The organism is Sorangium aterium (assembly GCF_028368935.1).
Taxonomy (GTDB): Bacteria; Myxococcota_A; Polyangia; order Polyangiales; family Polyangiaceae; genus Sorangium; species Sorangium atrum.
In genome coordinates this window covers 1340700-1354250 of the sequence record NZ_JAQNDK010000003.1, presented here as the reverse complement: position 1 = coordinate 1354250, position 13551 = coordinate 1340700, and the positions used below count along the sequence as shown (strand labels likewise).

General features: G+C 69.9%; 7 protein-coding genes and 1 pseudogene. 3 read left to right on the top strand and 5 right to left on the bottom strand.

Features of this window, described 5'->3' with window-relative positions; genetic code table 11:
* Positions 1-525: 525 nt before the first annotated feature.
* Positions 526-4530, bottom strand: a complete 4005-nt coding sequence (locus tag POL72_RS29285) for a TIR domain-containing protein (RefSeq protein WP_272100032.1) — start codon at positions 4528-4530, stop codon at positions 526-528.
* Positions 4531-4879: 349 nt separating this feature from the next.
* Here POL72_RS29285 and POL72_RS29280 point away from each other — a divergent pair, with 349 nt between their 5' ends.
* Positions 4880-5128: a hypothetical protein gene (locus POL72_RS29280; RefSeq protein ID WP_272099277.1), complete on the top strand. Its 249-nt coding sequence runs from the start codon at positions 4880-4882 to the stop codon at positions 5126-5128.
* Between the two features lie 17 nt (positions 5129-5145).
* Positions 5146-5529, top strand: a pseudogene (locus POL72_RS29275) (type II toxin-antitoxin system VapC family toxin); the annotation flags it as partial.
* Between the two features lies 1 nt (position 5530).
* On the opposite strand, the gene POL72_RS29270 reads toward POL72_RS29275, so the two are convergent.
* The 3 genes from POL72_RS29270 to POL72_RS29260 are packed head-to-tail and all read right to left on the bottom strand — an operon-like array spanning position 5531 to position 7124.
* Positions 5531-6061: a DoxX family protein gene (locus POL72_RS29270; RefSeq protein WP_272099275.1), complete on the bottom strand. Its 531-nt coding sequence runs from the start codon at positions 6059-6061 to the stop codon at positions 5531-5533.
* Between the two features lie 24 nt (positions 6062-6085).
* A complete protein-coding gene (locus POL72_RS29265) occupies positions 6086-6880 on the bottom strand; it encodes a helix-turn-helix domain-containing protein (protein WP_272099273.1) in 795 nt (264 codons plus the stop codon).
* Between the two features lie 31 nt (positions 6881-6911).
* The gene (locus tag POL72_RS29260; RefSeq protein ID WP_272099272.1) at positions 6912-7124 is read right to left on the bottom strand and encodes a hypothetical protein; all 213 of its coding nucleotides are present in this window, start codon (positions 7122-7124) and stop codon (positions 6912-6914) included.
* Positions 7125-7129: 5 nt separating this feature from the next.
* On the opposite strand from POL72_RS29260, the gene POL72_RS29255 reads away from it, so the two are divergent.
* Positions 7130-7756, top strand: a complete 627-nt coding sequence (locus tag POL72_RS29255) for a recombinase family protein (RefSeq protein ID WP_272099270.1) — start codon at positions 7130-7132, stop codon at positions 7754-7756.
* Positions 7757-7772: 16 nt separating this feature from the next.
* Here the strand turns inward: POL72_RS29255 and POL72_RS29250 are convergent, their stop codons facing one another.
* The gene (locus tag POL72_RS29250) at positions 7773-13424 is read right to left on the bottom strand and encodes a WD40 domain-containing protein (protein ID WP_272099268.1); all 5652 of its coding nucleotides are present in this window, start codon (positions 13422-13424) and stop codon (positions 7773-7775) included.
* Between the last annotated feature and the right edge of the window lie 127 nt (positions 13425-13551).

Here is a 13551-nt window from a genome sequence, read left to right as displayed (position 1 = left end):
CGCGTCGGCGCAGTACTCGCTGGTCTTCCTGGCTGAGCTGGAGCCCCCTGAACCGGGCCCGCGGCTGCTTTCGTTCTTCGCTCACGCCTGCCCAGACGCACGAGCCGGGCGAAACGGATCGTCAAAACTGCGGGGCGGCACTAGAAGATGCCGAAGCTGCCCGAGCCGTTGAACATGCTTCGCCCGCTTGGCGGAGCGTGAACAACGATCGCCCCTTTTCGGGCTCGGGGAGCCTCACGGGCTCGAACCCGTGCTCCGCAACGATGCGGTCGACGTCCTCTTGAGTCATCTGGAAGCCTGCCTTCTTGTGTTCCTGGCAGGCCTTCGGCCACACAGCCCGGGGTGCTGGAACACCCGCGGGCTGCACTTCTTTGCGCCGAACGCTATGGACCGAGATCGACGTTCGCCACGCGAATCAGGCTAATTTGAGCACTCGGGCTCAAAGTTGAGCATTACCGGTCGGCGGGCGGCTCACCATGTCAGGATATGGCCAGGGATGTGCCGCCGGGGACCTGGCCGGGGGAGTCACTCCGAGCGCCCTCGGAGCGCCTCGATTGCGCGCCGGATGCCGAGGGCCACGTCGTGCCACGCTTCATCGCGGTCCTGCCAGAGGGTGACCGGCCTGGTATCCTTCGGGAGCGCCTGGAGCTTGGCGAACGGCGCGCTGTGCCAGTCGGTCTTTCGGAGGAGGACCGGGATGACGCAGGCCTGGCCGGCGTCGTGGCGCTCCAGGGCGCGCGTCATCTCATGGTCGAAGCAGTAATCCGAGGCTATGAAGTCGGCGCTGACGAGGAGGAGAATCACCTCGGCCTCGTTGAGGTTCTTGTCGATCTGGCCAGCCCACTCCTCGCCGGCGCCGATGCGTCGGTCATGCCAGCTCTGGAGGAGGCCCTCGCGTTTGAGAAGGGCGAGATGGGTCTCCAGCTCGTCGCGGAGAGCCTCGTCCCTGTGGGAGTAGCTGAAGAAGAGGCGGATGGCTTTCTTCAGCGGGAAAACTTTCGCAAGCGGTGCCGGGGCCGTGAAATAGAGATGCCAGAGGTTGCCGTTTGCGTCGCCTGCGCAAAGAAACTGTTGTGATACAGCCATGCTGACGAACAAGCTGGTTCCGTACACTGTGTCCAGGCATTCCCCTGTCGACATCTCCCAGACCCTGAGCGTCTTGTCTCTAGAGGCGGAGACGATGCGCTGACCATCCGGGCTGATCGTGCAGGCCGTGACCGAAGCGGAGTGGCCTTCGAGGGTGGCGAGGAGCCGCCCGGTCGCCAGGCCCCAGACCTTGAGCGTCTTGTCGCTGGAGGCGGAGACGATGCGCTGGCCATCCGGGCTGATCACGCAGGCAGTGACCTCTTCGGAATGGCCTTCGAGGGTGAAGAAGAGCTGCCCGGTCGCCAGGTTCCAGACCTTGAGCGTCCCGTCGCTGGAGGCGGAGACGATGCGCTGGCCATCCGGGCTGATTGTGCAGGCATAGACCGAATCGGAGTGGCCTTCGATGGTGGCGAGGAGCTGCCCGGTCGCCAGGTCCCAGACCTGGGGCGTCCCGTCGCTGGAGGCGGAGACGATGCGCTGGCCATCCGGGCTGATTGTGCAGGCATAGACCGAATCGGAGTGGCCTTCGAGGGTGGAGAGGAGCTGCCCGGTCTCCAGGTCCCAGACCCTGAGCGTCTCGTCGTAGGAGGCGGAGACGATGCGCTGGCCATCCGGGCTGATCGCACAGGCAGTGACCGAAGCGGAGTGGCCTTCGAGGGTGGAGAGGAGCTGCCCGGTCGCCAGGTCCCAGACCCTGAGCGTCTCGTCGCTGGAGGCGGAGACGATGCGCTGGCCATCCGGGCTGATCGCGCAGGCAGTGACCTCTTCGGAGTGGCCTTCGAGGGTGGAGAGGAGCTGCCCGGTCGCCAGATCCCATACCTTGAGCGTCCTGTCGTCGGAGGCGGAGACGATGCGCTGGCCATCCGGGCTGATCGCGCAGGCAAGTACCGAAGCGGAGTGGCCTTCGAGGGTGGAGGGGAGCTGTCCGGTCGCCAGATCCCATACCTTGAGCGTTCTGTCGCCGGAGGCGGAGACGACTCGCTGGCCATCCGGGCTGATCGTGCAGGCATTGACCCAACTGGAGTGGCCTTCGAGGGTGGAGAGGAGCTGCCCGGTCTCCAGGTCCCATACCTTGATCGTTCTGTCGCCGGAGGCAGAGACGATGCGCTGACCATCCGGGCTGATTGTGCAGGCAGCGACCGAAGCGGAGTGGCCTTCGAGGTTGGATAGGAGCTGCCCGGTCTCCAGGTCCCATACCTTGAGCGTCCTGTCCTCGGAGGCGGAGACGATGCGCTGGCCATCCGGGCTGATTGTGCAGGCAGTGACCTCTTCGGAGTGGCCTTCGAGGGTGGAGAGGAGCTGCCCGGTCGCCAGGTCCCAGACCCTGAGCATCTTGTCGTAGGAGGCGGAGACGATGCGCTGGCTATCCGGGCTGATCGCGCAGGCAGTGACGTGCCAGGAGTGGCCTTCGAGGGTGGAGAGGAGCTGCCCGGTCGCCAGGTCCCAGATCTTGAGCGTCTTGTCGCTGGAGGCGGAGACGATGCGCTGGCCATCCGGGCTGATTGCGAAGGCCATGACCCCATCGGAGTGACCTTCGAGGGTGGAGAGGAGCTGCCCGGTCGCCAGGTCCCAGACCTTGAGCGTCTTGTCGTAGGAGCCGGAGACGATGCACTGGCCATCCGGGCTGATCGCGCAGGCCTTGACCCAACCGGAGTGGCCTTCCAGGGTGGAGAGGAGCTGCCCGGTCGCCAGGTCCCAGATCTTGAGCTTCTCGTCGCTGGAGGCGGAGACGATGCACTGGCCATCCGGGCTGATCGCGCAGGCAAGTACCGAAGCGGAGTGGCCTTCCAGGGTGGAGAGGAGCTGCCCGGTCGCCAGGTCCCAGACCCTGAGCGTCTTGTCGTTGGAGGCGGAGACGATGCGCTGGCCATCGGGGCTGATCGCGCAAGCATTGACCCCAGAGGAGTGGCGCTCCAACGTGCGATCCTCTCCAGTCCACATCCGTACCGGATGCCGCAGCCGAAGCCTCGGTAAGCCGTGCGGAAAACGCAGCGTGCGTGCGATTCGCTCCGCCTCCCACCCGGCCGACCGCAGCCGATTGTAGACCAGCGCCGGCAGCGCCTCCGGCGCCTCACGGAGCCAGTGCGACTCGACACGCACCGCCCGGTAGAGCAGGTCGATCTCACCGTCCCCAAGCTCCTGCGCGCCCATGCGCAGCGCATCCTCGAGCGCCGCAGGCCCATCCTCGCGGTACAGTGCCTTGAGGAGCTCGAGATCCCGGCATAGCCGCCGCACCTTCTCCCGCTCGCCCGCCGCGAGCGCATGCGCGATCGCGTGCCGCGCCGCATACCCGCTCCGGAATTCGCGCTCCCCCTCTGCCACAGGCCACCGGGCCGCCGTGTCCAGCAGCCGCCGGTGCAACTCGGCCATGCGCGTCGGCCCGAGCTTCTCTGTGACGAACGCGCGAAACGCCTCGTGGTAAGGCCGGTACGCCTGCGCGCCGCGCCACGCCTCCGGCTCCTCCAGGAGGAGCGCCCGCGCGGCGCGAAGGAAGTCCTCGCCGTCTCCCACGTCGTTCCACCCCCCCGCCACCTCGATCTCCTCGAGCGGCAGCGCCTCGCGCGCCGCGCAGATCAGCCCAAGCCCGTTCGCGACCAGCCTGAACTGCTCACGCGGCAAGCTCCGTAGCTGCTGCCATATCTGCTCCAGAAAACCGCTCAGCCCGCGAGGCAGGCGCTCCACGCGCCTCTGCTCGATCGGCTGTTCCTCCAGCCATTCCCGCAGCTTCACCGCATAGAGCAGGTTCCCCTCGGCCCGTACCACAGCCTCCTCGAGAAGCCTCGGGCCGAGCCGCGGCGTGAACCGCGGCGCCTGATCGCTCCAGAACGCGCGGCAGGCCTGTTCGTTCGAGCCCGCCCACGCGGGTGCGTCGAGGTCGATGCGGCGCACATTCCCGCGGCTCTCCAGCCAGCCGAGGTGCGGGTACTGCGGGCGCGACGCGCAGAGTACGTGCACACGCGGCGGCAGCGCGTATGGCAGGAAGCTCGGCAGCGGGTTCTGCCCGACGCCATCGTTTCGCGCCTCGTCGAGGCCGTCCACGACGAGCACCAGGCGCTCTCCAAGGGGGACGAGCTCGTGCTTGGAGACCTTCGCCAGGAGCTCGATCAGCCGGCTCTCCGGCCGCGCCTCGGGGTCCTTCTGCGCCGGGTAGAGCGCCTCGATCTGCGCCGAGAGGGAGCGGGCGACCGCCTCGGGTCGATCCCAGTCCATGACGTCGCGCCGGAGGAAGTGGTGCGGCGCCCTGCGACCGCGCTGCTCTTCCACGTCGAGCCACCGCGAGAGGAGCGCGCTCTTGCCCATGCCGGGCCCGCCGGTAACGAGCACCCAGCGGCCTGACGTCCCCGCGCCGTCGAGGTGGCGATCGATGGCTGCGAGCACGTCCTCTCGACCGAAGAAGTGCTCGTGGCGGCTGCGCTCGATGCCGAAGTCGATGAGCTCTCTCACCACGGCGCCAGTCTAACAGACGACCTCCTCGCTGCCGCCAGTCGGCAGAACGCCGCCGCGACCCCTCTCAATCCGGTGCAGCGCTGGCCCGAGTGCGCCGTAGATCGTTCCGCGCCACCTCGGGCCCGCTGCGGGGTTGCTCCGGCTCCGGTTTCGCCTCGATCGACCGATGCCGCGTCGCGTCGATCCATCCCGCTGCCGAGAGCGGTCGGGCAGACGAACCTACCCGAACCGCAAACCCAGCGCGCGAAGAAGCAACGGTAGCCGTCGCGCGGAGCCTGCTGCGTCACCTTCGGGTCGGCGTGCTAGAAAGATCGCCCCATCCGCTCGTTCCGGAGGCGCACCCTGGATGAACACGGTTCGCAAGCTGTACGAGAGCGACGAGCAAGGCACAGTGCATGTTGACCTGGAGGTCGGCGTCCCTCACCGTCGAGTCGAGGTCGTGCTCGTCTGGCAGGAGATCGATGGCGCCCAAACCCCGCCGGAGGCGCTGGAGAAGAAGCGGGCCGAGCTCGATGCGTTGGCCGGCGCTTTGTCGGATGATCCCATCGCGCGTCCCGCACAGCCGCTCCTCGAGACCCGGCTGCCGATCGAATGAAGTAACTCCTCGACAGCAACACCTGCATTCGGTTCCTCAACCAGCGGTCACAGGCGCTTATCGATCGTCTGACCGAGACACCCGATGAAGACATCTGCGTGTGCAGCGTCGTCAAGGCGGAGATGTTCTACGGGTCGGAGCGGAGCGCGCGACGCGAACGGAACCTCGCCGTTCAGCGGACCTTCTTTGCTCGCTACAAATCGCTGTCGTTCGACGACGTAGCCGCAGAGACGTACGCCGTGATTCGAGCTGATCTCGAGGGACGCAGACAGGCCATCGGAGCCAACGACCTGCTCATCGCCGCGATCGCGCTCGCAAACGATCTCACGTTGGTCACCCACAATGTCTCCGAGTTTTCACGGGTCACAAAGCTCCGTCTGGAGGACTGGGAAACGACCTGAGCTAACCCGTCACCCGGCTGGCGCGGTCGCATCGATCGGCAGCGCTTGGCGCGCCGCGCAGCGCACCCCGCGCTCGTTCACGCTTCGTCCGCTCCCCGCCACGAGCGCCGACCGCCGCGGCGACGAACACGATCTGCATCAGCGTCCGCGGCACGAGCGGCGTCACCGGGCTACCGCCCAGGCTGAGCCCCGCGCGCGCTGCATACACATTCGCAGGGAACATCGCCACGAGCAGCACCGTCAGCCCCGCGGCCGCCCACGGCGCGAGCCGCGGAACCAGGAGCGCCGCCGCGCCCGCGATCTCCAGGACACCCGTCGCAGCCACGAGGAGCTCCGGGTAGGGCAGCGCCGGCGGCACCATCGCCACGAGCTCGGCGCGCCGGCTCCCGAAGTGGGCCGATCCGGTCAGCAGGAACATCGCCGCGAGGGCGTACCGCAAGCAGGTCACCCAGCTCGCGAGGTGCCTGACGCCGAGGCGCCCGAGGACAACGAACAGCGCGAACGAGATCGAGAGGACGAGGAGAGGTGCCATGCCCTCAAGGTGGCGACCCGCCCCTCACCCGTCTTGAACGAGCTGGCTACGGCGTCTCAGATCGGAGGGGTTCACCCCGAACATCCGGCGGAAGGTCCGGGTCATGTGCGCCGCGTCCGCGAAGCCGGCCGCGCTGGCGGCCTCCGAGAGCGCCGCGCCGCCGGCGATCGCCGCCCCGGCGCGCTCCAGCTTGAGCCACAGGAGGTACGGGCGCAGCGGCACACCGACGCTCTCCGTGAAGGCGTGCATGAACCGCCCCGGCGAGAGCCGCGCGATGCCGGCCAGCGCTTCGAGCGACGTGTCCGCGTCTGCGGCGCTCGCCCGCAGGTGGCGCAGCACCCGCTGGACCCCGGGGTGCCTCGGCCTCGGCGAGGACGGCGGGACCGCGATCCCCAGCGCCTCGAACACGCCGGGCAGCGCCACCGAGAGCCCGGCCTCTCCACGCTCGGCGACGCGCGACCGCAGCCGATCCGCCCTCTCGCTGCCCATGACCTCGATGGGCGACGCCCCGAGCGCCTGGGCGAGTTCATCTCCGACGTCGCTCTCCGGCTCGATGAACACGATGAGCACACGGGCGCCCGACGCGTCGATCGCGTGCGCGGTGTCCGGGGCCGTGAGGACGGCGCTTCCACGCTGGAACGCGCCCCTGTCGGCCGTCTGGATCTGGAGTTCCCCGTCGAGCGCCAGCACGAGGTGCCAGCAATGGTGGGCGTGCAGCGTGCTCCGCTCTCCAGGGCCCCACGTCGCCAGCACGGAGGGCCACGGGCGCAGGACGCCCGCGGGCGCGGCGAGGCCTGTCGTTCTCGGCGGGAGGAGCATTGGTCGGAGGCTACCCGGACTGCTGCGAGAATCACCTTCGGGCCTCGACGGTCCGGGCCTCGCTGTGCCCGAACGACGGTAGCAGATCGTCGTCCTCCGCCTCCGCCGCCGCGTCGATCTCGACGATGAGCAGCGCGAACGCTCCGCCCCCGAGCTGTCGGTAGCCCGGCGATCTCCGCCGCGCGCTGACGAGCCACCCGTGACCACAGTGCTGGACAACCGGCGCCGCCTCGGATTCTCTCATCCCCGATGACAGCGTGCCGGTTCAAGCGCGGCAGTCCCGCGCGCGCCGTGGCCTACGTCCGCATCTCCACGGACGCCGCGTGCGCCTCGGCTCCAGAGCAGCGCCAGGCGATCGAGGCCTGGGCCAGCCGGGAAGGCGTCGAGATCGCCGCCTGGCACGAGGATCGCGGGGAGGACATCGGCGAGCGGCCCGGCCTCGTGGCGGCGCTCGAAGCGCTCACCCTCGCCGGCGCCGGCCTGTTCGCGGTCGCGAGCGAGGACCGCGCCAGCATCGCTGGGCTGAGCGGCCCGTACCGGTCCGCCGCGGGCGAGCGCGGCGCGCGCCTCGTGACCGCCGACGGGAGCGGGATGCCGGACGGGACGCACCGCTGCCCGATCTGCGGCGATCCCTTGGACCTGTGGCCACGCCACCCGCGCGCTGTGTGCGGGCTTTGCAAGCATGAGGCCACGGACGAGGCCGGGCGGCCTCTCGAGTTCTTCAACACGTCATTCGGCGGCGGCTTCGAGGCGCGCTACGCGGATACCGGCGAGCCTCGGGACAGCCACGCATGCGTCATCCGGGGCGTGCGGTGCCGCGCCGACGAGGCCCGATTCGGCGGGATCGTGATCGAGGCGATCGGCGGGACGGCGTAGGAGATCAATCGAGCCCTCAGCGCGTCTTGGCGACGCGGAGCGCCTCGACCGCGCGCCGGATGCCCTTGGCCACCTCGGTCCAGGCTTCGTCCTGGTTCTGCCAGGACGTGACCGGCTTGCCATCGGCCGGGAGCGCCTGGAGCCGGGCGAAGGGGGCGCCGTGCCAGTCGGTCTGCCGGAGGAGGACCGGAATGACGCGGGCCTGACCGGCGTCGTGCCGCTCGAGGGCGCGCTTCATCTCCCTGTCAAAGCAGTAATCGGAGGCGAGGAAATCGGCGCTCACGAGGAGCAGGATCACGTCCGCGTCTTCGAGGTGCCTGTCGATCTGGCCAGCCCAGTCATCGCCGGCCGCGATACGGCGGTCGTGCCAGCCCCGGACCAGGCCGTCGCGCTCGAGGAGGGCGAGGTGCTTCTCCAGGTCGTTGCGGAGCCCCTCGTCCTCGTGGGAATAGCTGAAGAAGAGGCGGACTCGGTTGGTCGTCGAGACGCTCTCCCTGGCCGTCGAGGCGTGGAGCGCAGGCGACACGGGGAGCAGCGGCTCGTCGTCCGGGATGCGCAGGCCAGGCACCAGCGCGTCGAGCTCGCCCGGCTCGAAGCGGCAGAGGTTCGCGGCGTGCCAGAAGCCTCCCGCGACGTTGCCGCCGAGCTTGTAGCGGCCGTCGGGGCGGAAGGCGACCCAGCCCTCGGGGAGCTTGAGGAGCACGGCGCGGCAAGCGCCGGTCAGCACGTCCCAGAAGCGGACGGTGCCGTCGGTGGAGCTGGAGAGCAGCGTCTCGCCATCCGGCATGAAGGCCATGTTCACGATCTCGCCGGTGTGCCCCTGGAGGACGCGCACCACTTCGCCGGCGGACACGCGCCAGAGGAGAACGCTGCCGTCGTCGGACCCCGATGCGAGCCAGGCACCGTCGGGGCCGAAAGCCAGGCTTATCACCGGGCCGGCGTGGCCGCGCAGCACGCGTGGTTCACCGCCCTCGGCGAGGGGCCAGAGCCGCACGGTCGTGTCGTCCGATGCCGAGGCCAGCGTCGATCCATCAGGGCTGAACGCCACGCTCTGCACGACGTGGCCATGACCTTCCAGCACGCGCACCGCTCCTTCGCCGTCCACCTTCCACAGCCGGATGGTTCGATCGACCGATCCTGAGGCCAGCGTCGATCCATCAGGGCTGAACGCCACGCTGCTGATTGCATCGTCGTGGCCTTCCAGCACGCGAAGCGGCTCCCCCGTCTCGGTGTGCCAGAGTCGCACTGTCCTGTCGAGCGAGCCTGACGCGATCACGGCACCGTCATGGCGGAAGGCGAACTCCGTGATGTCATGATAATGCCCGCTCAACACGCGCGCCGTGCGGCCTGCGCCGAGCCTCCGGAGCCAGACCGTGTGGTCGCGCTGTGCGAACGCCAGCGTCGTCCCGTCAGGGCTGAAGGCCAGCTTCGCGGAGGAGATGCCGCTATCCATGAGCGGCGGCAGCGCGGTCCACGTCGACATCCGCCAGAGATGAGCGCCAAAGTCCTCGGAGGCGAGCGCGAGCGTCGCGCCATCACTGCTCAACGCCATCGCCATGGACACGTTCGGCTGTCCTTTCAGCACGCGCAAGGCGCCCCCGGTCGACACGTGCCACAGCCGCACCGCGCTGTCCTTCGAGCCCGAGGCGAGCGTCGCGCCGTCAGGGCTGAACGCGACGCTCGTCACGCCACCCAAGTGGCCCTCGAGCGCGTGTAACGCGACGCCTGATCGATTCCACAGCTGCACGGTCCCGTCGCTCGAGCCAGAGGCGAGCGTCGCGCCGTCGGGGCTGAACGCGACGCTCCTCACATGTCGCGCGTGGCCCTTCAGCATGTGCAGCACCTCGGCCGTCGATACGCGCCAGAGGCCGATGTCGTAGTCCAGGGAGCCGGAGGCCAGCCTCTCGCCGTCGGGGCTGAACGCGACGCTGAGCACGCCAGCCCGGTGGCCGCTCAAGATGCGGAGCGTCTCGCCCGTCGCGACCTTCCAGAGCCGGATGATGGTGTCGTGAGCTCCGGAGGCCAGCGTCTCGCCGTCAGGGCTGAACTTGACGGCCATCACTCCATCCAGATGGCCGAGGAGCACGGCGATCTGCTGGAAGGTGGCCACCTGCCAGAGCCGGACGGTGCGGTCGGAAGAGCCGGAAGCCAGCGTCTCGCCATCAGGGCTGAACGCCACGCTGTTCACGTGTCGGGAGTGCCCCTTGAGCACGCAGAGCACGTTGCCAGTCGACACGTCCCACAGCCGGACGGTGCAATCGGCCGAGCTGGACGCGAGCGTATCCCCGTCAGGGCTGAAGGCGACGCTCGTGACCCTGTCGGTATGGCCGTCCAGCCTGCGCAGCGCGCTCCCGGTCGCCATGTCCCACACCACGATCCCGTGGGAGTGACCCGATGCGAGCAGGGTCCCATCGGGGCTGATCGCCACGGCGTTGCACCGGCTCCCTTGCACCCAGGCGGGCTCGAACCTCGCCGCCTCCGGCATCGCCGCGCCGAACGTGTCGCACCCGTCGAACCGCGCCCCCCGCGCCCCCACGAGCTTCGCCCCGCGTAGCCTCGTCGAGGCGAGCGTCGCCCCCGTCAGATCCGCGCCCACAAGGCGCCCCCGGATCGCCGTCGCCCCCGTCAGATCCGCCCCGGTGAGGTTCGCGCCGGTGAGGTCCGCGCCGTCGAGCAGCGCCCTCGCCATCAGCGCACCGCTTAGGTTCGCCCTTACGAGCTTGGCTTCCCGTAGATCTGCCCCCCGCAGGTCGCACCCGCTGAGATCCTTCCCCGAGAGGTCCTGCCCCCGCAGGTCCGCCCCCGCGAGGTTCATCCGCTCGCTCACCCCGAGCCCCATCCGCCCGTCGATCCGCAGCGCGTTCGCCGCCGCCACCGTCCCCCACGCCCCGCCGAGCGCCGCGCGGACCCATGACTCCGCCGCCTTCCGGCCCGCGAGCGCCCCGAAGAAATCGGCCATGAGGTCGCTCAGCTCGCGCTGCTCGAGCGCCGCCGCCTGCCCGGCGCGCTGCACCTCCTCGGCCGCCTCTCGCGCCACGAGCCACTCGAGCACCGACTGGTGGATGAACCGGAAGTTCTCCTGGTCGTCCCACACGAGCAGCGTCCCCGATCCGATCTGGTGCGCCGTCACCCCGACATCGAGCTCGTGCCGTCCGAGGGCCTGCAGCGCCGCGATGAGCTCCGCCGGCAGCTCGCGCACGTTCACGCTCTGCTCCGTCCGTTGCCACAGCCGCGTCGCGAGCTCCGTCACCGCCCGCCACCGCTGCGCCACCGACAGCCCCGGCTGCGCGCCCTTCGGGTGCGCGCGCTCGTACTCCCAGACGAGCCACCGATCCAGGAGCAGCCTGTAGAGCCCCGCCGAGGTGATCTCGCCGTCGCCCGACTTCGCCTGCCGCAGCTGCGCCTCCTCGATCTCGGCGATGAACCCCAGCATCCTCGGGTTCGCCGACAGGCCGAGCAGATCCTTCACGTCCGCGAGCAACCGCATGCGCGCGTCGGCCGCCTCCTCGCCGCCGAGCCGGTTGAGGAGGAACCTGCGGATCTGCGCCTCGGTGAACGGCAAGAGCCGCGCGAGCCGGTAGCCGGGCAAGAGCGCGGCCTTCTCCGCCAGCGCGGACCGCACCTGCTGCTCCGAGATGAAGTGCTGGCTCCGGCTCGTGACCACCACCTTCGCCGCCTTGCCCTGCGCCGCCTGGATCAGCGTGTCGAAGTGCTCGACCGCGCGGTCGTACGTCACGCGGAAGGCGAGCTCGTCGAAGCCGTCGAACAGGAGGGCGATCCGCCCCTCGGCCAGCATGTGCCGGAACGCGGGCAGATCGATCTTGCCGAGCCCCGCGAGCGCCAGGTGCTGCGCGATGAGCGCGTTCAGGTCGCGCGCCTTCTCCAGCGCGCGCATCTCGATGAGCACCGGCGTCAGCGGGCCGCCCGCCCTGCCCATTCGCCGCGCGAGCTCGTGCAGGAGGAACGTCTTGCCCGTGCCGAAGTCGCCGAGCACCAGCACGAACCGGCTGTGCTCCGAGTCGAGCAGCTCCGCGACGGCGTCGAGCGCGCGCTCGCGCGCCACCTCCTCCTGGCCCGTCGTGAGCGCGACGCGCTGGTCGACGTAGAGATCCGGCGGATACGTGGGGTCTCGCTCGAGGCTCGCGTTCTGCCACGCAAGGTAGCCGCGGAAGTCGATGAGCCCCTGGTACTCGAGGAACCGCACGAGGCGCACGCGCCGCGCGCTCGCGTAACGCACGAGCTCCTCCGGCGCGGGCTCGCCGCCGTAGACCAGCGTGGACACGAGGCCCGGATCTTCGCGCCGGTACGAGGCGTCGATGCTCTCGATGAACGCGGAGACCGCCTCGGTCGAGATGCCGCTCTCGAGCGCCGCGAGCGGCGCGATCCGGACGATGCCGCCCTCGTTGACCGAGACGCGAAGGTAGACGCCGAAGGGGAGGGGCGCGTCGAACCACTCGATCTTGACGCCCTCGGGCTCGCGCAGCCTGCACACCCGCTCGACCCGCGAGAGGAAATCGTCGCTGCGCCCTTCCCCCGGCAGGAGGATGTCGTCGCCGTGCGGATCCGCGTGGCCGCCCCGCGCCCGCGCCGGGAAGCGGCGCAGCCTCGGGCCTCGGCCGGCGTGCTCGGCGCGCGCAGGCGCGAGAAAGCGCCTCAGAAAGGCGACGAGGAACTCCGCCGAGGCGCGGCACGCGAACGCGCGGAAGCTGTCGTCCTTTTCGTGGTCGGCGTGATCCGAGACCGCCTTCGCGATGATCGACCGCCTCCCGAGGCGCTCCGCGACGTGGCCGATCGTCGCCGCCTCCATCTCGACGCCGAGCACCTTCCGCCCGATCGGCTTCAGGCGCTCGAACAGCCCCGCGTCCTCCTGCACGGCCTTGCCCGTGGCGATCGGGCCGATGTGCACGCGGAACGGCCGGGCCGGCGGCGGGCCGTCCGGGTGGAGCAGGCGATCCCGGCGGACCTGCGCCACGCCCGCCTCCGTGAGCTCGAGGCCGCCGTCGCCGATGCGGAGCACGCCCGCCGCCTCCAGCTCGCCGATGCGCTCGGTCCAGCCCGGGCACCGCGCTGCGCGCTCCGGCCGCGAGACGGGCGGCGGTCCCCCCTCCACCTGGCTCTCGTAGAGCGCGTGCCGGAGCCACCACGCCTGCGAGGGCTTCGACGGCGGGCGCTCGGCCGCGAACGCCGCCTGCCGCTCGAACTCGCGCGCGAAGAGCGCGGCATCCATGGTCCATGTGCGCTCGAGGTTGTACGTCTCGATGTCGTGGAAGAACGCGCCCTCGCCACCGCCGTGGGCGACGCGCTTGCCCTCGTCGCAGCTGTAGACCCGGTCGGCGACGATGACGTCGCCGAGCGACACCTCGCCGCGCTTGCCGGCGCAGATGCCGCACATCGCGAGGCACCCCGGATCGAGCTCCTCGATGAGCCCCTGCGCCCTCGCCGCCGCAGCGCTCTCGCCCATCCGCCCCGACCACGCCGCGGCGACGCGGAGCGGCTCGCCGCGGTCGTTCGGGAGGTCGCGGACGAAGTACGGGAACCCGCCCGGATCCCGCGCCTCCCGCCAGCCGTCTCGACCGCCCTCGCCGAGGGCGAGCACCGCCTCCAGCTCGTCCTGCAGCGCGGTGACGATCAGCGCGTCGACGCGCCCTGTAACGATGTCGGCCGGCACGGGCCCACTCTAACAACAAGCGCTCACGTTCCGGGCTCGGGCCAGGTCGAGACCTGGCCGAACGCTCGTCGCCAGACCCTGACTGGGTCCCGACCTGATCGAGCGCTGGTGGTCAGATCCTGAATGG